Raw genomic sequence first — 21,238 nt, 5'->3', positions numbered from 1 at the left:
ATAAATATTCACTCCTTTTTTACATTATCTACAATTAGTTTATAGTGAAAATAGGAGTGCAGTATGTGATACATGTTACAAAGCTGTGTGTATATTTTGAAAGAATTATGTCGGTTATCTGAAAATATATTGCTTTTATAATAATGCAATATACTTTTTGTGTTTTTTATATTTTGGTACACTATATAAGTAATGTAAATGAGAGAAAAGAGGGGCCTTTACTATGAAGTCATTAGAAGAGATTTTACAATACAATGAAAAATTCGTTGAAGAAAAAAAATACGAAGAGTACGAAACGGGAAAATTCCCAAATAAAAAAATGGTAATAATCTCTTGTATGGATACTCGCCTTGTTGAATTATTACCGAAAGCGATGAATATGCGCAACGGTGATGTGAAAATTATTAAAGTAGCAGGCGCTGTTATTTCACATCCGTTTGGAAGTATTATGCGTAGTATTTTAGTTGCTGTATACGAGCTTGGTGCTGATGAAGTTTGTGTAGTAGGTCACCACGATTGTGGTATGGCAAAAATTCAAGCGAGCAGCACAATCGAGAAAATGAAAGAGCGCGGTATCACAGAAGAGAAATTAGATACACTTCGTTATTCTGGAATCGATTTAGAAAGATTCTTACAAGGATTCTCTAGTGTAGAAGAAAGTGTAGAACATAGCGTATCAATACTTCGCAACCATCCGTTACTTCCTGAAGAAGTACCTGTTCACGGTCTTGTTATAGATCCTGACACAGGAAAATTAGATTTAGTTGTGAATGGTTACGACAATTAAGAATTTACTTTGTCATCCTTTTTATCTGGGACAGGATCAAATCCTCCCGGGTGGAAAGGGTGACATTTTAATATACGCTTGCAAGTTAGCCAAAATCCTTTCAAGGCACCATGTTTTTGAAACGCCTCTAATCCGTAATGAGAACAAGTTGGATAAAAGCGGCACGTTGGTGGTGTCATTGGCGAAATGAACTTTTGATAAAAGCGTATAATCCCAATAAAAATCTGTTTCATAATGGTCTCCTTTTCAGCATAGTCTTAAAGTATTATAGCACGACTGTACATAATACTTTACTAATGTTGATTTCCGTTATATCATATTGGATATAACGGAATTAAATTGAAAGCGGGAGAGATGTTGTATGCCATCAGTAGAAAGCTTTGAATTAGATCATACGATTGTAAAGGCGCCTTATGTAAGACATTGCGGAGTTCACAATGTAGGTAGTGACGGTATTGTAAATAAATTCGATATTCGTTTTTGCCAACCGAATAAACAAGCAATGAAACCAGATGTTATTCATACGTTAGAACATTTATTAGCATTTAATTTACGTAAATATATTGATCGTTATCCGCATTTTGATATTATCGATATTTCACCAATGGGCTGCCAAACAGGATATTATCTTGTAGTAAGCGGGACACCAACGGTTCGAGAAATCATTGATTTATTGGAACTAACATTAAAAGATGCGGTTCAAATTACAGAAATTCCAGCTGCAAATGAAACACAATGTGGCCAAGCGAAGCTTCACGACTTAGAAGGAGCACAACGCTTAATGAACTTCTGGTTAAGCCAAGATAAAGATGAACTTGAGAAAGTATTTGGATAAAGAAAAACTGCCTGTGAAAGGGCAGTTTTTTTATTTGTTAAGAGCGATCATGTTCTTTTTTATGAAAGTATACTAGACACCCCAACATATAAAATAAAGGCAGAACCGAGAAAATAAACAAATGCTTTTGCTTTTTGCCGTCCTTTTATTTCATCAATTCCAAAAAGGATCAGCATAATACTTAAAAGGATAAAGACGTAAGGTAAAAGGAAGGTGAAGTTTGCAAAGAAGCTAAATAGGGAAAGAGAAAGAGCAATAGTGGCGATTATAATTCGAATGTTTTTAAACATATAATTCTCCTTTAAAAGAACAGTATAAATGGAATAACAAAAACAATCGTAAAAAGACTTAAACCGATGCTAATAGCTCCAATTTGTTTTTGAATCGTCTCAATTCCTACTAAAATGCCATATAAACTAAAGAGGAGCAAAATGATAGGTGAAAAGATTTGAAAGTTCATTGTAAATGTGCTGTATAAACATATGATCAAAGTAATAAAAACGATGGTTAGCTGTAATTTTCTTATATGCATTTTAACCTCCTAGTAGAAAGTTAGTTATTGAGAGACAAAAATTATAATAGCAACGATTAAAGTGAATACACCAGAAAAGAAGGAGAGTGTACTGTATACTTTCTTTTGTTTCTGTTTTTCTTCTGCACTCATGATGAAGGTCATAATAGATAAGGCGATGAGCATATAAGGCATTATAATAAGTGCGTTTGTCAACATTCCGGATAGAGCGAGAGCGATGACGATAAGAGCGGATACAATTCGTAATGTTTTTAGCATACAAATCTCCACCTTTTAAATAGATTATTTACCGAAATAGTTCTGAGAAGCTAAGAAATAAAGCACCGGCTCCAGCCATGAAAGCGAGTATACCGCTAGATTTTCTGTCTTGTTTTATTTCTCCTAGTGCTACAGTGAAAGCCATTAATCCTAAGAAAAAGAACATATAAGGCATTATTTCTCTATTGCCAGTAAAAAATCCATAGATTGCTATACATAAAGCGACAAATGCAAAAGTAATTCGAACGCCATTTAACATAAAAACCCTCCTTCTATTTTATCCCGCATTTAACGGGCAGTAAGGCCTCCACTGATTAAAGTTTCACTTTATGTAGGTAATGAAGAACAATCCAAGAGAAACCTCCAGCAGTAATACAAATAAAGCCTGTTCCTGAATCCGTTTTCTTTATTTGTTCAATTGCGATGAGAAATAGTAAAGCTCCTAATAGAAATTGTGAAAGTGATAGAAAGTTATTTTGACCTGTATAGAGCCCACTTGCTGACATAATTATCACAGCAAGTGCGATTACAATGCGAAGTATACGAAGCATATTATGAACCCTCCTTATTATTTTTTGCGTAAGGATTATCTTCTGGTTTATCAACGGAATGTTTATATGCATAGCCTTTATTAATCGTCATGACGGAGAGTACTAGTATGACTAGGACGATTATAATACCGATAATTAATATTTTGAGCATAAAATCCCTCCTTTTCTTTATTTTACATAATTTTGTAATTGATGAAAACAATAGAAAATAAAAGGATGAAAGAAGGGTGTTACATGGAGACGAAAAAAACATATTATATATCAATAGGAAACGGTCAAATTTCACAAGTGAAGACGGCGGATACGTATAATTTTGAAATTTCCGCAAGTGATGAGGAAATTACGGAGTTAAGAGAGTACTTCGATCAAGCGTATGTAGAGGATTTAGGTTCGTTTGTACGTTCTCACGTTCCATTTGTTGAGTATCATCACGATTCAAATAATGACCGATATGATGAACAACTACAAAAAGCATATAAAATGATTTACGATTTAGGAAATCATGAGACGAAAGAATTAGTCGCGCAAATGGGAATAATCAATGGATTGTAATTGGATAATATTATGCAGAAAAGCGAGAATATGCTACAATTTGTGGTAGGAAAAACTTGTAACCATCAATAGGGGAGTAATGGCATGTACAAATTTAAAGATTATTACCACAACACTGTACAATTATCGTTTGAACGTTATCCATTTTCTCCTGAGCCAAAGCATGTTTGGGTTGTATGCCGGTACGGGGATCAATGGTTATTAACGCATCATTTACGTCGCGGTCTTGAATTTCCAGGTGGTAAAGTAGAACTAGGGGAAACACCGGAAGAAGCGGCAGTTCGAGAGGTTCATGAAGAAACCGGCGGCATAGTTTCTGATTTAACTTACTTAGGACAATATAAAGTATCTGGAAAAGACAAAATAATCATTAAAAACATTTATTTTGCAACAATTAGTGCGGTAGAAGAACATACGCATTACGAAGAAACGAAAGGGTCTGTGTTATTAACAGACATTCCTGACAATATTAAAACGGATAGAAAATTTAGCTTTATAATGCGCGACGATGTATTGGCGCGTACGATGAAACATATAGAAGAAATCGGCTGTTTTACGAAGTAAAGTGGCTGGTTTCTTTTTTTGTGCGTAAGAATAAATGTAAATATATCTTTATATTATTTTGGGTATATTATACAATTTTGTAAAGATATATTTACATTTTAGGAGGGGAAAGATGGATAAAGGAAAAGAAACGACTGTTACTGTTTCGATGGGGAAATTAAATTTCTATTCATGTTGTATAGCATTCGTTCTGGCGATTGGAGTTAGTTTTTTACATTCACTTCTTTCAGGCGGGGTTCAAATTGAAATTACGTTACCAACCTTGTTTCTTTTTGTTATCGCAATGATTGTTCTCGTTTGTATTCATGAAGCAATACATTTAATAGGATTTCGTTATATCGGAGGCGTTCCATGGAGGGAACTAAAATGGGGCGTTAATTGGAAATTAGGTATTGCATATGCGCATTCTAAACAGGCGATTACAGTACAGCAAATGAAGAAAGTGTTAATGCTTCCGTTTTTACCAACTGGAATTTTGCCGATTGTAATAGGGTTAGCTACGAATGTGCAATCCATCTCATTTTTAGGGATTTTACTAACAGCAGGCTGTATCGGTGACATTGCACTATATCAAAAAGTTTCAAAGTTTCCAGATGATGCGCAAGTGAAAGATCATCCGAGTAAACCTCAGTTTACAGTATATGAATTATAAGGGAAGAGGAGGCGCTAGAGTAGCGACCTCCTTTTGTCATTGTCATTTTTTTCGGTAAGTCGATATATTGCAAAAATCGCCGATATAATTTATTAACTATTATTTTGTTTTCATCTCGACCTCTAAAAACGAAAGCACCTCCAACAAATCGTTCACTACACGTGGATGCTCAAAGTCATCCCAAAGTGAATCTCTCTTCCACACACCAAGAATCCCTACTCGTTCAGAACCAAGCACATCGTTTTCTGGATGATCTCCAACGTAAAGACATTCTGTGGCCTTAACGTCTAGTTTTTGCAAAGCTCGCTCGAAAATTTCAGGATGTGGTTTTTTAATTCCTTCCGCTTCTGAAACGAGAATTGTGTTTGTATACGTATGTATGTTTAGTGCGCGAAGATTGTTTATTTGAAAGTCAGTAAAGCCGTTTGTAATAATGCCGATTTTAATATTTTGTTGTGTTAAACGCTGAAGTAATTCATGCATGTTTTGGAAAGGAATACAATGATGTTGAAAGTTGGTAATATAGTCGTGCAGCAGTTGCTCTGGTGTTAAAGTGGTAATGTTGTATTCGCAAAGGAGAGTAGCATATACTTTATCTTTCCACGTATAGCCATTATTATCGAGCTCCAGAAATCGAGAACAATACCCTGATTTTTCTATGTTCATTAAGTGAGGGGTAAAGCGATTATATTGATCATGAATAAATTGTTCTAGAGATTGGCGCCGATCTAATAGTGTTCCATCTAAGTCGAATAAGACTGCTTGAATCATGGAAACCCCCCTTACAGTTTATTTAATTAATTATCGCATATTCTTTAAAAATTGATTATGATATTTTTGTAGAATGGAACGACGGAGGTTTATATGAAGGAACTGTATGGCAAGTTAGTAGGGTTTATCGTCGCAATTGGTTTAATAACAGGATGCGATAGTTCTATGAAGAGTGTGAAGGAAAAAGAAATTTGTAAGACAGAAGAAGAATGCGTGGAAATAGGAGATAATAAACTTCAAAAAGTATATGAAAAAATAGATGGATTATCTGAGCTTGAAGCAGTAGAAGATTATGATATAGAAGAGCATGAAAGTGTGGATATGAAAGGAGCAGATAAGAAAAAAGAAGAAGATGAAAATTACTTCTTTTTAGCTTCTTATTATATTGATGGTGATGAAATTGTAGATCCTTATTTTGAAAAAATAGAACGGAAACGTTTAAATAAAGTATTCGCTGAAGATAAAAAAGCGAAAGAAGAGGTACTACAACAACGTCAAGATAGGGGGTATCATGAAGACTTATGGGATATGTACCGCACTCTTATCCCAGCTAAATATCGCGGGAATATAACAGAATTTGACTTAATAACGGATGGTTATGACGGTGTTGTTGCCCACGTTATGCCTAGTATGGAGAATCCGAAAGATTGGACGCTAAGCTTAGATACACTTGATTCTGCGGTAAATATCGATGAAGTGATGAAAACATTAATTCATGAGACGGCTCATGTGTTGACACTCGGACATAAGCAAATACCAGTGGATGAAAAGTATTTGAAGGATTTTGAAGAAGATAAAGATATTTCAACGTATAGAAGTAACTGTGAAACGCTTTTCTTACAAGAGGGGTGTGCGAGGGAGAAATCTTATATTAATCAATTTTATAACTCTTTCTGGAAGGATATCGAGCAGGAGTGGACAGAAAAGAAAGTAGAAGAAAGTGAAGAAACTCAAATTGAATTTTTTAAGGAAAAGCATGAGGAGTTTGTATCACAGTATGGAACGACCAATGTAGCGGAAGATATTGCAGATACGTTTACAGCGTTTATTTTGCAAGATTCCAAAAAGGTGAAAGAAGGATCGGAGTTAAAGTATAAAAAAATTGCGTTCTTCTATCAGTTCCCTGAGCTTGTAAAAATGAGAGCGGAAGTGTTGAAGGGATTATATGATGTTTCGAAAACGATGGAACAACAAAGTGGACACTAATACGAGTTTTTAGCCAAGAAAACGTAAAGAATTTTAGTTCTTTTCGTTTTTTTTTTGTTGATAAAATTGAAAATTCTGTCTTTTTATAAAAAGAAGAAGGAACTGAAGCTTTAAAAGAGAATTAGTATAAAAATGTCACAAATTAGACACAATTATAATGCGCATATTGTAGGGACTAAAAGTTTACTCTCAAGGAGGTAATGAAACGTATGAAAACGATTCTTGCGGTTGCTGGTCTCATTTGGGTAATGTCTCACGGTTTTCCGATTTTTGAAGGAGAGCAAATTCGTAGTGCATTAAATAAAAAGTATGATGATTATCATGTAATAGATCGAAAAGAAAATGTAGTTACAGTACGTGTGAAAGATTGTTTCCATACAGTTACGGTTGCGAATGGCAACGTTACAAATGAAACAAAGATGTGTGATAAAAGGTAAAGAAAGAAGCTGACTATAGTCTATCGTCCTAAGTCAGCTTCTTTTTCGTTTTCCAATTAGAAGTTTTTCAAATGCCTCAACAAACACATACATAAGTGTTGCGAGGACACAGGTGAGTAGTACGCTCAGTAAGACGAGCGTGAAATTAAATACTTGGAATCCGTAGCTAATTAAGTAGCCAAGACCTTGTTTAGAGACGAGAAGTTCACCGAATATAACACCGACCCATGATAAACCAACGTTCACTTTTAATGTGGAAATAATTGCTGGGAAGGATGCAGGGAGAACTACTTGCTTATAACATTGCCACTTATTAGCGCCAAATGTGTCCATCACTTTTATATAGTTAGAATCGACTTCTTGAAATGCGCTGTAAATAACGAGAATGGTAATGATGATGGAAATGATTACTCCCATTGCAATCGACGAAGAAATATTTGGACCGAAGATTACAATGATAATAGGTCCAAGTGCCACTTTTGGCATGGCGTTTAGGACGACGAGATAGGGATCGAGTACGCGGGCGAGGAGTGGCATCCACCAAAGGAAAGTAGCGATAATAGCGCCGAGCACTGTTCCAAGAATGAAACCTACTCCAGTTTCAAGTAATGTCGTCCATATGTGAACCAAAAGCGAACCGTCAATCCATTTACTAAGGAAGAGATCCCAAATACTTGAAGGGGAGCTAAAGAGTAAAGGATCAATCCATTCTTTTTTGCTAGCTATTTCCCATAGTGCAAAGAAAAGAATGAGCAGTAAAAGCTGCAGTGAGCGTGCTAACCATGCGCGCTTGCGTTCTTTTTTCTGAAACTGTTCATGTAGTTGCTTTATATTATCCAAGTCGCTCCAGCTCCTTCCATATATCTTGGAAGAAGGATGGGAAGTCACGGTGGTGGCGTGATTCTAACGGTGATAAGGAACGGATGCTTTCTGGGACGATAAATGTTTTTGCAATTTTTCCAGGATTCGCTTGTAGTAAATAAATACGATCACTCATCGCAATGGCTTCTTCAATATCGTGTGTTACAAGTAGTGATGTTTTTTTATAGTTACGTAATAATGTGAAGACGAGATCTTCTAGTTTCAACTTCGTTTGATAATCGAGAGCCGAAAAAGGTTCATCTAGCAATAAAATTTTCGGATCGGTCGCTAACGTCCGAACGAGAGCGGCACGTTGACGCATACCACCGGACAGTTCACGAGGGTATTGCTCTTCTACATCATGTAGACCGACCTGTTTTAAAAGTTGTAAAGTGTGTTCTTTCGTCTGTTCATTGTAAATTTTTCGAGTGTGAAGTCCAAGCATAATATTCTCTTTAATTGTTTTCCAAGGGAACAAGTAATCTTGCTGCAACATGTACCCCATAGATGAAGTTTTCGTTGTAATGGGTTCACCATCTAAAAAGACGATACCTTCAATTGGATCAAGCAGTCCGGCAATAATGGAGAGGAGTGTTGTTTTGCCGCAACCACTTGGACCGAGTATAGAAATAAATTCGCCTTCTTCCACTTGTAAACTCATATCTTCGAGAATCAATTTAGCATTCTCTTTTGCGAAAAAGCAGTGAGAAACGTTACGTATTTGTAAAAAACTCATACACTTCGCCTCTATTTCTTAATAACGCTTTCGGCAATTTTTGTATTGACGAGCGCTTCATGTGGAACTTCTTTTTGTAATTCGCCAGCTTCTTTCATAATCGTTTGGAGCTGTTTCCATTCTTCAGCATCTAATAGCGGATTTGTCGCGTAAGAATGTTGTTTTTTATACCGTTCAATTACTTTTACTGTAATGTCTTTTGAAGTGTCTTTAAATAATGGAGACACAGCATCAGCAATCTCTTCTGGACTATGTGTATCAACCCATTGTTGTGCTTTATAGAGCGCACGTGTGAACTTTTCAGCAGCATCTTTATCTTTCTTTAAGAAGCTTTCTTTTGCCATAAACGATGTATACGGAACAGTTCCAGATTCATTTCCGAACGAAGCGACGATATATCCTTTACCTTCTTTTTCGAATATACTTGCAGTCGGTTCAAAGAGCTGTACAAATTCCCCAGTACCAGATGCAAAGGCACTTGCAATGTTAGCAAATTCGATGTTTTGAATTAAGTTTGTATCTTTGTGAGGATCAATGCCATTTTTCTTTAAAACGTATTCTCCAACCATTTGCGGCATGCCACCTTTACGCTGTCCTAAAAACGTAACACCTTTTACGTCATTCCAATTAAAAGAGTCTAACTTTTTACGTGAAACTAAAAATGTTCCGTCTGTTTGTGTAAGTTGTGCGAAGTTAATGACGGGGTCTTTTGCACCTTGTTGATGAATATAAATAGATGTTTCAGAACCGACGAGAGCGATATCAATTCCGCCAGATAATAAGGCGGTCATCGTTTTATCTCCGCCAGCTGTTGTTTGGAGGTCAATATTTAATCCTTCATCTTTAAAAAATCCTTTTTCAATCCCAACATATAACGGGGCGTAGAAGAGAGAGTGGGTAACTTCGCCGATGCGAATGTTGTGCGTTTGTTCTTTCGTACCTTCTTTTTTACTACTGCAAGCAGCAAATGTGAAAACAGCTAGTAACATGATGCAAAAAACAGCTATAAATTTTTTCACTATATGACACCTCCTAGAAGTCACTCTACAAGCATGATATGTAGGTAAGTGCCCATATGTGAGTGTAGATAGCAGGAATTTTTTGGGTGATAAAGAAGTACAAATATAAGGGGTGATAAAATGGAGTACGAATATGATGATAGCGTACATTTACATCTTGATTATTTCGGAACAGAATGTGATATGGAATCGATTGCTTATAAGCGGAAGAATGAAGACGTGTGGGATGTGTATTTTAATTTTGGAGCATATGGTCTTCAGAAAGATGAAATCGAGACAGGTAGATTTATGGACGAATATGCTGGTCATTACGTTTTTTCTGTACATGCTCGTGATCTTAGCTGGGAATTTGGAAGTGCTCAATTTGAAGAGTGGGTTTTGAGAAATCAAATAGTAGAAAAATCGCTGCAAAAATAGGGAGGAATTTTGTGGTCGATTTTCTCATTTTCTTGTTCATTTTCGTAGTCGGATTTTTTATTATGCAAGTACTCATTTACCGATTTGCAAAGAAAAACATTCAAAAATATACAAAAATAAAATGGGTTCATATGTGGCTAGAGATGAATATGAAAAAGGGTCCGAGATTAGATCTTTTTGATTTTGTAGTTATCGTATTTGTATGTATTATATGGAAAGTATGGATGTATTCTCTTCTATAATACATATGCTCATGTCTGTTAAAATGAAGGAGAACCTGTCAGTGTTGAGAGGTTCTTTTTTTATGGTAATAATTTTGTGAGGCATGGTTCATTGATACTGATAGAATATAGAGCGAAGAAGGTTTATCACGTTCAATCCTGAATGGAGCGGACGCATTAAAGTTTCATTGTATTTTTAAGGGGAAGTTAAGGATACATGTGTATATTACAAGCACATAGGGAGACTAGCTGCATACAAATATGGTATTTTGTATAGGACAATATGTTTGTGGATGCGAGACGAAGGGGTAAAGGAAAGAGGGAATAAATTGCGTTTTGATTTTTTAACACAACAACGAAGAAGAGATGAATTTTATCTTAGTTTTTCTTCTCAAGAGCCGAGGAAGAATTTATTAATTTCTATCATTCTTAGTGGAATGTGGGCGATTTGTTTAGAAACGCTGTTTTTTGTTATGTTAAGATCTTTCGAATTCGAGAGAACTAAAGAATTTTTTAATGGGAAAATACAGCTAAGTATACTCATTATTGTTTTGTGGGGTGTACTACTATACACCATTCATTTAAATAGAGGTATCAGTCACAAGCTTAGGCCGGCTATTAGAGCTTACGCCTTACTATTTTTAATTGCTCATACAATGAATTGGATTTATATCATGATGCAGGAGAATATGAGCCTTGTATTAGTTAATAACTGGGTTTACCAGCGATACGGACAGTATATATTAAGCTTATTATTTATTTATATGATATATGTTTTTGTGTATAGTTTGCTTGGACGAATCTTTTTGAGTGTCACGATAACAAGTTTGGTGTTAATTATCTTTGGTATTGTGAACCATTTTAAACTTATTTTTAGAGGAGATCCATTCTATCCGTCTGATTTCATACAGATTACTCAAATGCAGTCCGTTATACCAATGGTTATGGACTATTTTAGTTGGTGGACTATATTTTTGGGAATATTCGGGATTACTCTGCTTGTATATTTAGTTATGTATATACGAAAGCATATTCCAGTTATAAAACCTAATAGAATTACGAGAATTATTTTAATATGTGGTTCTACGTTTATGGTGTATGCATATAGTAATTATCCTAATACATTTATGAGTAATGTATTGCAAAAATACGGGGTAACCTTCGTGGCCTGGAATCAAAATGTAAACTATACTGATAATGGTTTTGTATTAGGATTTGTCAGTAACTTGGACACAACTGTTATTGAGAAGCCAGAAAAATATTCAAAAGAAACTATGCTACAAATTTCAAATAATATAAAGAAACAATATGGAAACGATGTAGGAAAAAAAGAGAAGAGTGAGAAGCCGAATATTATATTTTTCATGAGTGAAGCTTTTTGGGATCCAACAAAGCTAATGAATCTTTCATTTAGCGAAGATCCGGTGCCGAATTTACATCACTATATTGAGAATTTTCCGGGTGGACAAACAGTATCTCCTGTATTCGGGGGAAACACAGCGAATACAGAATTTGAAGCGTTAACGAGCTATTCAATGAGCTTTTTAAAGCAAGGTTCTATACCGTATCAACAAGCGGTGACAGGACAAAGAGAAATTCCGTCTATCGCAAGTGAATTGAAAAAACATGGATATTATACGAATGCAATTCATGCTTATGGAAGATCATTTTATAAGCGGGATGATGTATATAATGTTTTAGGAATTGATAATTTCAATGCAGAAGATACAATGAACAACGTAGAGGTAGATGGAGATTATATTAGCGATGTATCTATTAGTAAAGAAATAATAGAGGAATTGAATAAGAGACAGCAACCTACGTTTATTCATGCAGTTACGATGCAAAATCATTTTCCATTCAATCCAGGACGATTTGAAGAGAAGCAAATAGAAATTAGCGGATTAACAGACGAGGGATCGAAAGCAGAATTAGAAACATATACTGAGGGTGTACGACGTTCTGATGAGGCTCTAAAATATTTAGTAGAACAAATTCAAGAGCTAGAAAGGCCTACTATATTGGTTTTCTTTGGAGATCACTTACCGATATTAGGGGTAAATAAAGCTATCTATGAAGAGGCTGGATATATAGAAAATGAAGAAACTCTAAATGAAAGATTAGCTATGTCAGAAACTCCATTGTTAATGTATGCAAATTTCGATTTGCCAAATGACAATTTAGGTTTAGTAAGTCCAATTTATTTTTCTAATCTTGTTTTTGATTATGCAGGGATAAATAAATCACCGTTTTATCAATTTTTATCGGAAATGCATAAAGAAATACCAGTCCTTAAAGATGAGTTAAAGGTTAATAAGGATGGGGAAGAGATAACAGATTTAACAAAGAAACAAAAAGAAATGTTAGAGCAATATAAAATGATTCAATATGATTTACTTGTTGGAAAGCAGTATAGTAAAGATATACTATTTAAATAGAAAAACAAAAAGAACTTGTATAACGATACAAGTTCTTTTTTTATAGTATTTAACGGGGTAACCAGACAAGCTGGGTTTAGGGAGTATTACTTGTACATTTAGTATAAATGAAAATATAATCGTTTTATCAATTGAATTGTGAGAAATATGTGAATTTTAGTTCTTGTCAAAACTCCATTCATATGTGTAAAATACAGCATTGATTTTTAATTTTTTTACATATGGATACATTTATCAATGCAAAAACTTTATAAGCTCTTCATTTAATTCATCCGCTTGATCGATTGGAGAGCCGTGACCGCTATTTGTAAGAGGATGTAACTGAGAATTTTTGATCCGCTTTTGCGTGAGTTCAGCACTTTTGTAAGGGATAAGTTGATCGTGAACACCGTGGAATATTTTTGTTGGGACGTTAATTTTACTTAAATCTTTCGTTACATCTTCAGTTGCGGCTGCTTGCAAGATTTTGATGAGAGCGTAGGAGGCAGACTGCATACCGAGATAAGAAAACCATTCTAACGTAGCTGATCCTAAGTTTCTATTAAAAAATGATAAAGATACATCATTTAAAAATTTGGGCATATTGACATACATTTGATTAATGAGGGTATCTGCTTGTTCTTTTGGGACACCATAGGGTGATTCTTGATTTTTAACGAAAGAGGGGGAAACAGCATCGACTAATACAAGTTTAGAAATGCGATGGCCATTATAGCGGGACATGTACCGAATAGAAAGAGCACCACCTACTGAGAAACCGACTAATGTAGCATTTTCCACTTGAAGTGCTTCTAGAACAATGGCGATATCGTCTGCTAAACGATCGTATGTGTAACCGGTCCACGGTTTATCAGATTGCCCGTTCCCACGTATATCCATAGCAATGCAGCGGAAACCATGCTGTGGTAACACATTGAGTTGATATTGATACATTTGATGATTTAAAGGCCACCCATGGACGAAGAACACAGTTTTACTACCGGGTCCGGGATTTACGTCTTGCACAAAAATATGCACATCTTTCTCCACAGTAACAAACATAAATTATCCCCCTAACTTATTCATATGCTCTATCCCAAAAGCGTTGTTTCGTCATAGCTTTAATAAATGCATTCGCCAGGAGCGTAGGGTTCTGTTCTACTAAGACACCAGGCTTTCCGTTAATATTTAAAGATTGAATAACAGTAGATCCATTTTGGAAGGCACCAATGGGCTTAAAGTGATTATAGGATTCTACGACAAATGAAGTCGCTTTATTAAGAAACTTTTCATCAAGGTTTCCTCCAATAAGAAGTAGCCCATCATAAAGAAGTGAGGATCCTGTTAAAAAAGTATCATTCACGTCCCAACGTACATTTTGCGTTCCTTGCACAGTACCTAATCGTTCGGAAACAATTACTGGCTGTAATCCAACTTGTTTGAATTGATTTAGTATATATTGCGCATTTTGTCCGTCATATCCATTTGTAACAATGACACCTACTCGTAATGTATTAGGACTAAATGTCGTATTTGCCATACTGAGTGCTGGCGATGATTTCGTAACGCTCGATTCTTGAATATTTGGGACTTTTGCTCCGACCGCTTCAGCGACTAACGTAGCTAATTCAGTACTAATATGTCCAATCATATTTACGACCTGTTGACGGACGGATTTACTTTTTACTTTTCCTAATTCAAAGGAGAAGGCTTGCATAATATGAACCTTCTCGACGTTACTCATACTATTCCAAAATAAACGTGCTTGAGAGAAATGATCTTTGAAACTGGCGGCTGTTTCTCTCGTTTTATGTCCTGATACAGTGGAAGGATATGTAACGAACCCACCCTTTGTACCGGGGAACGTGTAAGGAGTGTTATTTGCTAAGGAATTATTATGGTAAGCGACTTTTCCTTTATCAATTATATATTTAGAGGCACCATCTCTTTGGTTGTTATGAAATGGGCATACCGGCCGGTTAATCGGTAATTCTTGATAATTGGTACCGACGCGTGCCAATTGAGTGTCTGTATAAGAAAAGAGCCTACCTTGTAAGAGCGGATCATTGGTGAAATCAATACCACGGACGATACTTCCAGGATGAAGTGCGACTTGTTCCGTTTCAGCGAATACATTCTCGACGTTGCGATTTAATGTCATTTTTCCAATGATTTTAACGGGGAAATCTTCTTCAGGCCAAATTTTCGTCGCATCTAATATATCGAAATCGTATTTAAATTCATCCTCTTCTTCTAAAATTTGAATGCCAAGTTCGTACTCAGGATAGTTTCCGGCATTAATATTTTCCCATAAGTCACGACGATGGTAATCTGGATCAGCGCCGCCTAATTTTTGAGCTTCATCCCAAATTAATGAGTGAATACCAAGTTTCGGCTTCCAGTGAAATTTTACAAATCGTGACTTTCCATTTTTATTCACTAAGCGGAATGTATGAACACCAAAACCTTGCATCATTCGAAAGCTTCTTGGAATGGCACGATCAGACATAATCCACATCATCATCGCAGCAGATTCTTGGTTATTGGCGATGAAGTCCCAAAATGTATCATGTGCTGTTTGTCCCTGTGGAATCTCATTATGCGGCTCAGGTTTAAGGGCGTGAATAAGATCAGGGAATTTAATGCCATCTTGAATGAAGAAAATGGGAATATTGTTTCCGACTAAATCAAAATTTCCTTCTTCTGTATAAAATTTAACGGCGAACCCTCGTACATCTCGATTTGTTTCATTCGCACCTTTTGATCCAGCCACTTCAGAGAAGCGAACAAAAAGGGGTGTTTTTTTTGAAGGGTCTTGTAAAAAATGGGCCATTGTTAGCTCTTCTAAAGATTCGTATAGTTCAAAAATACCATGTGCACCGTATCCACGTGCGTGAACGACTCTTTCAGGAATCCGTTCACGGTCAAAATGAGCCAGCTTTTCTCGCATCAGGAAATCTTCTAGAAGGGTAGGGCCACGATCACCAGCGGTTAAAGAGTTTTCATCATTTGAAATTGTAACACCTGTATTTGTCGTCATTTTCTTTCCTTCATTTTCACGGGTGAAGGTTTCCAGTTGTTCTGTTTTTTTATTTTTTTTGCCGTCCATATAAAACACCTCCCATAATATACGTATTATTGTTTATAGCTTTTATGCGTATATATAGTCTGAAGATACTTTGCTTTATTGGGATGATTTTCCTCAAATGTTCGATTTATCTTTGTTTGTCTATGAAAATCATTTATTATAATAAATGGTATTCTTCGAGATATTATTTTGAAGGGGTGTTGAAGTGAAAGGAAGTTTTCTATCATATAAAGAAGAAGAAAGGAATGCAAAAATTTTTTTATGGGTGCTATATGTCATTGTTGTTTCATACCAACTTTTCTACGCAATCGTATTAGAGAATAAATCGCTAACGGATAAGGGACATAGTATACTATGGCAAGTTATTTGCGGAACTGCAATACTCGGTGTGAATGTATATTTAATAAAAAAAGAGAAAGCGAACCTTGTTAAATATACATGTGTATTTGCATACATAGGAATAGAAATCGTTAATATACTTTCGTATATGCTTTATAATGAGGCGGCATTTGATGGAGTAAATATAATAGAAATTATTTTCATCTTCTTTGTACCTATATTTTTAAATACAAAATATTTTGTGTTTGTACTTTCGACAATTGTAGGGAAATATGTTATTTATTTATTTGTATTAAAAGAAGTAAAAGGGTTTATGTTCCTCATTATGTATACACTCGTATTAATAGCGGCATACATCATTTTAAATCGATTTATACAATACCTTTCAGCGGTAAAGGAAAGTATTAAGATTGCTAGTGAATCACAAAAATTAGCAGTAATCGGAAAAATGGCAGCGACAGTGGGACATGAAATTAAAAATCCACTTGCTTCATTAAAAGGGTTTACGCAATTACAACGAGAGAAGCATGAGGAGGACCCTATTTACAAACAGATGATTTTTGAAATAGAAAATATGAATAATATGATAAGTGAGTTAATGGAAGTTGCTACGTGTAAACCTTCTGTTTATAAGAAACATAATATAGGTGAAATTGCATTACAAGCAGTAACAATTGTTCGTGAAAAAATGAATGAATCTAGCGTTCAGCTTATTTCTAATATGGAAGAAAAGACGATAGAAGTTGAATGTGATGAGCGGAAAATAAGAGGAGTCTTTCTATATGTCATAAAAAATGCTCTGGAGGCAATGGAGCAAGGTGGCACATTAGACTTGCGATTAGAAAATAAAGGACAAGATTATGTCACGCTAAGTGTAAGCGATAATGGTTACGGTATTAAGAAGGAAAATTTAGCCCGTGTTAAAGAGGCCTTTTATACAACGAAACAAGATAAAATTGGCCTGGGACTTACTGTAGCAGATCGAATTGTCAACGAGCACCTTGGTAAGTTACATATTTCAAGTGAAAGAGATAAGGGAACGAGAATAGATATTATTCTTCCAAAAAAGTGTGGAAATAATGAAATCCAAGTGGGAGAAAAGCTAGGAGTTACCGTATGAATAAAGATGATATATTTAAAAATGAAGAAATGAAGGCACTGAAAATATTTTTAAGTTTATTTTTTATTATATTTTTTGTATACGATCTTGCCTACGAATTTATTGTACCTTTAATAGGAGGAGAGCAAGAGGGAGTAGGACAATTTGAAGATGGTTTAGGTTTATGGCTTTATTTTCTAATGGTGATTTTGTTTTGTATTGGAGTATACTTCATGAAATGGAGAAATCCATTTGCAGTGAAATATATTATTCTAATTGGATATAACCTATTAGATTTTATCCATAATTTTATGATTTACTACGGCAGTGATGCTGAGTTTGATGGTGGGAATATAGTAGAAGGATTTTTTATTTTATTTGCCCCACTCTTTGTGAATAAAAGATATTTTTGGTTAGTTCCGAGTATACTTGTTGGGAAATATGCTCTTATAGGAATCATCATTCAATCGTCACTCGTTTTAATCCCGATGGCATTATATAGCGTATTTACTATCATATGTTGGATTATGTTTTTAAGGTTTCAATCTTACGTTCGTACGCTTGAGATGATGGATAAAGAAATACAACAAACAGAAAAGCTAGCAACTGTTGGGAAAATGGCTACAGTTATTGGTTACAAAATTAGAAGACCTCTAGCTAATTTGGATAAATTTGTTAATAAGCAAGCGATTAAATATCCAGAGGATAAAATATATAGTGATATTATGAAACAAGAAGTAGAACGAATTCATACAATCGCTACAGAACTTAGTGGATTTGAGAAATCTAAATCACTAGAATCAGAAGTTCATAATATAGAAGAAATTATTGCTTATGTTATTCGAGTTATGGGAAAGCCTGCTTTAAAGCAAGGAGTGCACATACAAGGTATTTATAGTAAAGACATACCAGCGATTACATGCGATGAAAAACGATTAAAACAAGTGTTTTTTAATTTAATTAAAAATGCGATCGAAGCAATGTCAGTTGGTGGAACGATTACGATTAAAGTGACTGTAGAAAATGCAATCATTGTTCAAGTTAAGGATGAGGGTTGCGGCATTCCAAAAGACAAAATTCCGAAGCTAAATGAAGCTTTTTACACAACGAAAGAAACGGGAACAGGTTTAGGGTTAGTAGTTACAGAAAAAATTATTAAAGATCACAACGGTAAAATGAGTTTTGAAAGTGAAGTTGGAGTTGGAACGACTGTGAAGGTTATATTACCGATATCATGAAAAACTATTTTTAAAAGGGAGATTACTTATTTGAGAGTGATCTCTTTTTTGTTAAATAAATTATTTTTAAGAGAGAACTAAATATTAGTGATTAGAAAAATAGAATATACTGCACTTTCAGTAATGCCAGGATTAATATAAAGTGATATCGCATCCCCTCTCGAAACTGGGTTTCCTGTTGTAGTACTAGTCCAAGTTACTGTAGCGGGACCTACGGCTGGGGTAGGGTTATACACTTGAATTTGTCCAGAGCCAGTATCCGTAGGCTTAATCGAAAATGTTATAGTTCCTGTAATTTTGTCAGTAGTAGTGAAAGTGATAGTAGATAGGATGTAACTAGAAGTAGGAGCAGTGAGGTTTGTAGGGATATTTCTGCAAATATCAATCGTATAAACAGCAGCAGGTAAGTTATTTACATTTATAGATGCAGCAAAGCCAACTATACTACCGTCTCCAGCAGTGACATATGGAATAACATTAGAGTCAATTCCTGGAGAACCCGCTATACGCTGAAACCCACCATTCTTTCCTTGGAACACAATACTTTTCGCTGATGCACTACCTGCAGTGCCAGTAGGCCCGGTACTGCCAGAAGGTCCAGTATTGCCAGTGGGTCCAGTGCTGCCAGTGGGTCCGGTGTTGCCAGTAGATCCCGTGTTTCCGGAAGGTCCAATATTTCCGGAAGGTCCAGTGTTGCCAGTAGATCCAGTGCTGCCAGTGGGTCCGGTGTTGCCAGTAGATCCCGTGTTTCCGGAAGGTCCAGTGTTTCCAGAAGGTCCAGTATTTCCGGTAGGCCCAGTGATGCCGGTAGATCCGGTACTGCCAGAAGGCCCAGTGTTTCCGGAAGGTCCGGTGTTTCCGGAAGGTCCAATATTTCCGGAAGGTCCAGTGTTTCCAGAAGGTCCAGTATTTCCGGTAGGCCCAGTGATGCCGGTAGATCCGGTACTGCCAGAAGGCCCAGTGTTTCCGGAAGGTCCGGTGTTTCCAGTAGATCCAGTATTTCCGGTAGGCCCAGTGTTTCCAGAAGGTCCCGTGTTCCCAGTAGGCCCAGTGTTTCCGGAAGGTCCCGTGTTCCCAGTGGGCCCAGTGTTTCCAGAAGGTCCGGTGTTTCCGGTAGATCCAGTATTTCCGGAAGGTCCGGTGTTTCCGGAAGGCCCAGTGTTTCCAGAAGGTCCGGTGTTTCCGGTAGATCCAGTATTTCCGGAAGGTCCGGTGTTTCCGGAAGGCCCAGTGTTTCCAGAAGGTCCGGTGTTTCCGGAAGGCCCAGTGTTTCCGGAAGGTCCCGTGTTCCCAGTAGACCCAGTGTTTCCAGAAGGTCCAGTGATGCCGGAAGGTCCAGTGTTTCCAGAAGGTCCAGTGATGCCGGAAGGTCCGGTGTTTCCGGAAGGCCCAGTGCTCCCAGAAGGTCCAGTACTACCCGTAGGTCCACTTTCTACCAATACGATATAATCTGGAGATATATTCGGAAACCCTTGAGGTGCATCTTTTTTTACAACATAGCCGCTGCTCGTATAAGTGACAACTTGTCCTGTTTTATAGGTGGGAGCGGCTGCTAGACTAAAGGCGGTAGTACTTTGTAAACCAGCCCCGGTAGATCCAGCACTCCCAGAAGGTCCGGTAGCTCCAGTGGGTCCAGTAGCTCCAGTGCTACCAGTGGGCCCGATACTGCCCGTAGGCCCAGTGTTTCCGTTAGAACCACTGTTACGTCTGCCGTCGCAACTAAAACAATTACGTGGGTACATGTACGCTCTCCTTTCTATATTTTGAAAATCTAATTTTACAAATAGAACTACTATATATATATTATGAATGCTATATTTTTGTGTGGTCGATCGTATTGTATGTCTAGATTTCAAAAATAGGGGAGAATTCTAGCGATGAGTGACATGTTTGTTTCTCCTGCTTAAAAGAATTCCTGCCTTGTTAGTTTTTCTTATTTTTCATCGCAAAATAGGAGGCGGATAGGAAACAAATAAAACCTGAAATCCAGCCAATAGAAGGAGAATAGGGAAGGATATATTGTAATACCATTCCGCTAGAAATAAAAAAGCTACTGAGTAGACCTAAGAAGATGGGGTATCGCAGTAATTTGAATATGAGTGATGCAACCGCCTTTATGACATATATTGTATGTTAGTCTTAATTTTCTGTATACAATGTTTTAGAAAAATAGTGGTACAATATATGAATGATACGAGAGAGGATGAGCATTAACATATGTACGTTACTGTAACAGAAGCAGCATATAAAAAGATTATGGATACGATTCCAAACGAAGCGAAATATATAAAGTTATTTTACGATAATGAAGGTTGTGGTTGTGTCATGAGTGGAATTATCGATTTAGTAGCTGTAGCAGAAAAAGATGAGCGCGATGTGGATATTGAATCTAGTACAATGAATTTTATTGCAGATCGCACAAAGCTTGTATTTATGGATGATAAGTTAACAGTTGATTGGCATGAAGGTGGAGGAACTTTTCAGTTGAAGAGCCCGAGTCAATTTTATAATCCAAATATGAAGTTACACGTTCGAGTGTAGTAAAGGAAAGGTGGTTCCAAAATATATTTTGGAACCACCTTGTTTATTGTATGAGTTACTATTATTATCGTTTTTTGTTGATAAGCCGATATATTAAAAAAATCGCTAATATAATTT

At 36.2% G+C, this 21,238-nt stretch carries 28 protein-coding genes and 1 pseudogene; 14 read left to right on the top strand and 15 right to left on the bottom strand.

Annotated features, from left to right (window positions below):
• The first annotated feature begins 223 nt into the window (after window positions 1-223).
• The gene (locus tag ACHZK0_RS23415; protein ID WP_000838167.1) at window positions 224-787 is read left to right on the top strand and encodes a beta-class carbonic anhydrase; all 564 of its coding nucleotides are present in this window, start codon (window positions 224-226) and stop codon (window positions 785-787) included.
• Here ACHZK0_RS23415 and yidD read toward each other — a convergent pair.
• Entirely contained in the window at window positions 784-1,020 is a 237-nt protein-coding gene (gene yidD / locus ACHZK0_RS23410; protein WP_000809334.1) for a membrane protein insertion efficiency factor YidD, read from the bottom strand. The genes ACHZK0_RS23415 and yidD overlap by 4 nt on opposite strands.
• Before the next feature lie 128 nt (window positions 1,021-1,148).
• Here yidD and luxS point away from each other — a divergent pair, with 128 nt between their 5' ends.
• Window positions 1,149-1,622 carry an S-ribosylhomocysteine lyase LuxS gene (gene luxS, locus ACHZK0_RS23405; RefSeq protein WP_001141371.1) on the top strand — a complete coding sequence of 158 codons (474 nt, stop codon included), beginning with the start codon at window positions 1,149-1,151 and terminating at the stop codon, window positions 1,620-1,622.
• 59 nt (window positions 1,623-1,681) lie between these two features.
• On the opposite strand, the gene ACHZK0_RS23400 is transcribed toward luxS, so the two are convergent.
• The 6 genes and pseudogenes from ACHZK0_RS23400 to ytzI all read right to left on the bottom strand — a co-directional run bounded on the left by ACHZK0_RS23400 (window position 1,682) and on the right by ytzI (window position 3,114).
• Window positions 1,682-1,912: a DUF3953 domain-containing protein gene (locus ACHZK0_RS23400; RefSeq protein WP_262740238.1), complete on the bottom strand. Its 231-nt coding sequence runs from the start codon at window positions 1,910-1,912 to the stop codon at window positions 1,682-1,684.
• Between the two features lie 11 nt (window positions 1,913-1,923).
• The gene (locus ACHZK0_RS23395; RefSeq protein WP_262740237.1) at window positions 1,924-2,154 is read right to left on the bottom strand and encodes a hypothetical protein; all 231 of its coding nucleotides are present in this window, start codon (window positions 2,152-2,154) and stop codon (window positions 1,924-1,926) included.
• A gap of 24 nt (window positions 2,155-2,178) precedes the next feature.
• Window positions 2,179-2,412, bottom strand: a complete 234-nt coding sequence (locus ACHZK0_RS23390) for a DUF3953 domain-containing protein (protein ID WP_262740236.1) — start codon at window positions 2,410-2,412, stop codon at window positions 2,179-2,181.
• Between the two features lie 28 nt (window positions 2,413-2,440).
• Window positions 2,441-2,671: a YczI family protein gene (locus ACHZK0_RS23385; protein ID WP_262740235.1), complete on the bottom strand. Its 231-nt coding sequence runs from the start codon at window positions 2,669-2,671 to the stop codon at window positions 2,441-2,443.
• A 63-nt stretch (window positions 2,672-2,734) separates the two neighbouring features.
• Window positions 2,735-2,963, bottom strand: a pseudogene (locus ACHZK0_RS23380) (DUF3953 domain-containing protein).
• A 1-nt stretch (window position 2,964) separates the two neighbouring features.
• Window positions 2,965-3,114, bottom strand: a complete 150-nt coding sequence (gene ytzI, locus ACHZK0_RS23375) for a YtzI protein (protein WP_071721094.1) — start codon at window positions 3,112-3,114, stop codon at window positions 2,965-2,967.
• Window positions 3,115-3,197: 83 nt separating this feature from the next.
• On the opposite strand from ytzI, the gene ACHZK0_RS23370 reads away from it, so the two are divergent.
• The 3 genes from ACHZK0_RS23370 to ACHZK0_RS23360 all read left to right on the top strand — a co-directional run bounded on the left by ACHZK0_RS23370 (window position 3,198) and on the right by ACHZK0_RS23360 (window position 4,731).
• Window positions 3,198-3,515 (top strand): hypothetical protein, encoded by a 318-nt coding sequence (locus ACHZK0_RS23370; protein ID WP_000448410.1) that lies wholly within the window; start codon window positions 3,198-3,200, stop codon window positions 3,513-3,515.
• Window positions 3,516-3,599: 84 nt separating this feature from the next.
• Window positions 3,600-4,079 carry an antimutator 8-oxo-(dGTP/GTP)ase gene (gene mutTA, locus ACHZK0_RS23365; protein WP_000276386.1) on the top strand — a complete coding sequence of 160 codons (480 nt, stop codon included), beginning with the start codon at window positions 3,600-3,602 and terminating at the stop codon, window positions 4,077-4,079.
• A gap of 112 nt (window positions 4,080-4,191) precedes the next feature.
• Entirely contained in the window at window positions 4,192-4,731 is a 540-nt protein-coding gene (locus tag ACHZK0_RS23360; protein WP_262740233.1) for a DUF3267 domain-containing protein, read from the top strand.
• Window positions 4,732-4,830: 99 nt separating this feature from the next.
• Here ACHZK0_RS23360 and ACHZK0_RS23355 read toward each other — a convergent pair whose 3' ends face one another.
• Entirely contained in the window at window positions 4,831-5,502 is a 672-nt protein-coding gene (locus ACHZK0_RS23355; protein ID WP_395760924.1) for an HAD family hydrolase, read from the bottom strand.
• 93 nt (window positions 5,503-5,595) lie between these two features.
• Here ACHZK0_RS23355 and ACHZK0_RS23350 point away from each other — a divergent pair, with 93 nt between their 5' ends.
• Both ACHZK0_RS23350 and ACHZK0_RS23345 read left to right on the top strand, forming a co-directional pair.
• Window positions 5,596-6,708, top strand: coding sequence for a recombinase family protein (locus tag ACHZK0_RS23350; protein WP_262740231.1), 1,113 nt, complete (start codon window positions 5,596-5,598; stop codon window positions 6,706-6,708).
• 209 nt (window positions 6,709-6,917) lie between these two features.
• On the top strand, window positions 6,918-7,145 hold the full coding sequence (locus ACHZK0_RS23345) for a hypothetical protein (RefSeq protein ID WP_000849119.1): 228 nt from the start codon (window positions 6,918-6,920) through the stop codon (window positions 7,143-7,145).
• Between the two features lie 33 nt (window positions 7,146-7,178).
• On the opposite strand, the gene ACHZK0_RS23340 is transcribed toward ACHZK0_RS23345, so the two are convergent.
• Genes ACHZK0_RS23340 through ACHZK0_RS23330 form a run of 3 tightly spaced genes read right to left on the bottom strand, consistent with a single transcriptional unit; the run spans window position 7,179 to window position 9,761 of the window.
• Window positions 7,179-7,985, bottom strand: coding sequence for an ABC transporter permease (locus tag ACHZK0_RS23340; RefSeq protein ID WP_262740230.1), 807 nt, complete (start codon window positions 7,983-7,985; stop codon window positions 7,179-7,181).
• The gene (locus ACHZK0_RS23335) at window positions 7,978-8,742 is read right to left on the bottom strand and encodes an ABC transporter ATP-binding protein (protein ID WP_262740229.1); all 765 of its coding nucleotides are present in this window, start codon (window positions 8,740-8,742) and stop codon (window positions 7,978-7,980) included. The genes ACHZK0_RS23340 and ACHZK0_RS23335 overlap by 8 nt, the downstream gene beginning before the upstream one ends.
• Before the next feature lie 11 nt (window positions 8,743-8,753).
• Entirely contained in the window at window positions 8,754-9,761 is a 1,008-nt protein-coding gene (locus ACHZK0_RS23330) for an ABC transporter substrate-binding protein (protein WP_262740228.1), read from the bottom strand.
• Between the two features lie 120 nt (window positions 9,762-9,881).
• Here ACHZK0_RS23330 and ACHZK0_RS23325 point away from each other — a divergent pair, with 120 nt between their 5' ends.
• From ACHZK0_RS23325 to ACHZK0_RS23315, 3 genes are all read left to right on the top strand, one after another.
• A complete protein-coding gene (locus ACHZK0_RS23325) occupies window positions 9,882-10,178 on the top strand; it encodes a DUF3986 family protein (protein ID WP_000455571.1) in 297 nt (98 codons plus the stop codon).
• Window positions 10,179-10,189: 11 nt separating this feature from the next.
• A complete protein-coding gene (locus ACHZK0_RS23320) occupies window positions 10,190-10,420 on the top strand; it encodes a hypothetical protein (RefSeq protein ID WP_073516824.1) in 231 nt (76 codons plus the stop codon).
• 272 nt (window positions 10,421-10,692) lie between these two features.
• Window positions 10,693-12,837, top strand: coding sequence for an LTA synthase family protein (locus ACHZK0_RS23315; protein WP_395761741.1), 2,145 nt, complete (start codon window positions 10,693-10,695; stop codon window positions 12,835-12,837).
• 234 nt (window positions 12,838-13,071) lie between these two features.
• On the opposite strand, the gene ACHZK0_RS23310 is transcribed toward ACHZK0_RS23315, so the two are convergent.
• Window positions 13,072-13,878 carry an alpha/beta fold hydrolase gene (locus tag ACHZK0_RS23310; protein WP_262740227.1) on the bottom strand — a complete coding sequence of 269 codons (807 nt, stop codon included), beginning with the start codon at window positions 13,876-13,878 and terminating at the stop codon, window positions 13,072-13,074.
• A 16-nt stretch (window positions 13,879-13,894) separates the two neighbouring features.
• Entirely contained in the window at window positions 13,895-15,925 is a 2,031-nt protein-coding gene (locus ACHZK0_RS23305; RefSeq protein WP_395760923.1) for a catalase, read from the bottom strand.
• A 184-nt stretch (window positions 15,926-16,109) separates the two neighbouring features.
• Here ACHZK0_RS23305 and ACHZK0_RS23300 point away from each other — a divergent pair, with 184 nt between their 5' ends.
• Together ACHZK0_RS23300 and ACHZK0_RS23295 are read left to right on the top strand one after the other, a co-directional pair.
• Window positions 16,110-17,363: an ATP-binding protein gene (locus ACHZK0_RS23300; RefSeq protein ID WP_262740225.1), complete on the top strand. Its 1,254-nt coding sequence runs from the start codon at window positions 16,110-16,112 to the stop codon at window positions 17,361-17,363.
• The gene (locus tag ACHZK0_RS23295; RefSeq protein WP_270605954.1) at window positions 17,360-18,580 is read left to right on the top strand and encodes an ATP-binding protein; all 1,221 of its coding nucleotides are present in this window, start codon (window positions 17,360-17,362) and stop codon (window positions 18,578-18,580) included. Before ACHZK0_RS23300 ends, ACHZK0_RS23295 begins: the two co-directional genes overlap by 4 nt.
• Before the next feature lie 77 nt (window positions 18,581-18,657).
• On the opposite strand, the gene ACHZK0_RS23290 is transcribed toward ACHZK0_RS23295, so the two are convergent.
• Window positions 18,658-19,119, bottom strand: coding sequence for a hypothetical protein (locus tag ACHZK0_RS23290; protein WP_395760922.1), 462 nt, complete (start codon window positions 19,117-19,119; stop codon window positions 18,658-18,660).
• Between the two features lie 28 nt (window positions 19,120-19,147).
• Between ACHZK0_RS23290 and ACHZK0_RS23285 the strand changes: the two genes are divergently transcribed.
• Window positions 19,148-20,029 (top strand): hypothetical protein, encoded by an 882-nt coding sequence (locus tag ACHZK0_RS23285; RefSeq protein WP_395760921.1) that lies wholly within the window; start codon window positions 19,148-19,150, stop codon window positions 20,027-20,029.
• 474 nt (window positions 20,030-20,503) lie between these two features.
• Here the strand turns inward: ACHZK0_RS23285 and ACHZK0_RS23280 are convergent, their stop codons facing one another.
• Window positions 20,504-20,707 carry a hypothetical protein gene (locus tag ACHZK0_RS23280; protein ID WP_395761740.1) on the bottom strand — a complete coding sequence of 68 codons (204 nt, stop codon included), beginning with the start codon at window positions 20,705-20,707 and terminating at the stop codon, window positions 20,504-20,506.
• A 90-nt stretch (window positions 20,708-20,797) separates the two neighbouring features.
• Between ACHZK0_RS23280 and ACHZK0_RS23275 the strand changes: the two genes are divergently transcribed.
• Window positions 20,798-21,121 (top strand): iron-sulfur cluster biosynthesis family protein, encoded by a 324-nt coding sequence (locus ACHZK0_RS23275; RefSeq protein ID WP_000289565.1) that lies wholly within the window; start codon window positions 20,798-20,800, stop codon window positions 21,119-21,121.
• Window positions 21,122-21,238 lie beyond the last annotated feature (117 nt).

This window comes from Bacillus sp. 3G2 (assembly GCF_044324725.1).
Classification (GTDB): Bacteria; Bacillota; Bacilli; order Bacillales; family Bacillaceae_G; genus Bacillus_A; species Bacillus_A mobilis.
Note: the sequence above shows the minus strand (reverse complement) of the source record. Positions and strands in the feature narration are given on the sequence as shown.

Bases quoted from the DNA above. Each gene is read 5' to 3' on its own strand.
- ACHZK0_RS23295 (WP_270605954.1), top strand. From the start codon at position 17,360: ATGAATAAAGATGATATATTTAAAAATGAAGAAATGAAGGCACTGAAA.
- ACHZK0_RS23355 (WP_395760924.1), bottom strand. From the start codon at position 5,502: ATGATTCAAGCAGTCTTATTCGACTTAGATGGAACACTATTAGATCGG.
- ACHZK0_RS23360 (WP_262740233.1), top strand. From the start codon at position 4,192: ATGGATAAAGGAAAAGAAACGACTGTTACTGTTTCGATGGGGAAATTA.
- ACHZK0_RS23310 (WP_262740227.1), bottom strand. From the start codon at position 13,878: ATGTTTGTTACTGTGGAGAAAGATGTGCATATTTTTGTGCAAGACGTA.
- ACHZK0_RS23400 (WP_262740238.1), bottom strand. From the start codon at position 1,912: ATGTTTAAAAACATTCGAATTATAATCGCCACTATTGCTCTTTCTCTT.
- ACHZK0_RS23275 (WP_000289565.1), top strand. From the start codon at position 20,798: ATGTACGTTACTGTAACAGAAGCAGCATATAAAAAGATTATGGATACG.
- ACHZK0_RS23395 (WP_262740237.1), bottom strand. From the start codon at position 2,154: ATGCATATAAGAAAATTACAGCTAACCATCGTTTTTATTACTTTGATC.
- mutTA (WP_000276386.1), top strand. From the start codon at position 3,600: ATGTACAAATTTAAAGATTATTACCACAACACTGTACAATTATCGTTT.
- ACHZK0_RS23390 (WP_262740236.1), bottom strand. From the start codon at position 2,412: ATGCTAAAAACATTACGAATTGTATCCGCTCTTATCGTCATCGCTCTC.
- ACHZK0_RS23315 (WP_395761741.1), top strand. From the start codon at position 10,693: ATGCGAGACGAAGGGGTAAAGGAAAGAGGGAATAAATTGCGTTTTGAT.
- yidD (WP_000809334.1), bottom strand. From the start codon at position 1,020: ATGAAACAGATTTTTATTGGGATTATACGCTTTTATCAAAAGTTCATT.
- ACHZK0_RS23385 (WP_262740235.1), bottom strand. From the start codon at position 2,671: ATGTTAAATGGCGTTCGAATTACTTTTGCATTTGTCGCTTTATGTATA.
- ACHZK0_RS23370 (WP_000448410.1), top strand. From the start codon at position 3,198: ATGGAGACGAAAAAAACATATTATATATCAATAGGAAACGGTCAAATT.
- ACHZK0_RS23335 (WP_262740229.1), bottom strand. From the start codon at position 8,742: ATGAGTTTTTTACAAATACGTAACGTTTCTCACTGCTTTTTCGCAAAA.
- luxS (WP_001141371.1), top strand. From the start codon at position 1,149: ATGCCATCAGTAGAAAGCTTTGAATTAGATCATACGATTGTAAAGGCG.
- ACHZK0_RS23415 (WP_000838167.1), top strand. From the start codon at position 224: ATGAAGTCATTAGAAGAGATTTTACAATACAATGAAAAATTCGTTGAA.
- ACHZK0_RS23350 (WP_262740231.1), top strand. From the start codon at position 5,596: ATGAAGGAACTGTATGGCAAGTTAGTAGGGTTTATCGTCGCAATTGGT.
- ACHZK0_RS23325 (WP_000455571.1), top strand. From the start codon at position 9,882: ATGGAGTACGAATATGATGATAGCGTACATTTACATCTTGATTATTTC.
- ytzI (WP_071721094.1), bottom strand. From the start codon at position 3,114: ATGCTCAAAATATTAATTATCGGTATTATAATCGTCCTAGTCATACTA.
- ACHZK0_RS23305 (WP_395760923.1), bottom strand. From the start codon at position 15,925: ATGGACGGCAAAAAAAATAAAAAAACAGAACAACTGGAAACCTTCACC.
- ACHZK0_RS23345 (WP_000849119.1), top strand. From the start codon at position 6,918: ATGAAAACGATTCTTGCGGTTGCTGGTCTCATTTGGGTAATGTCTCAC.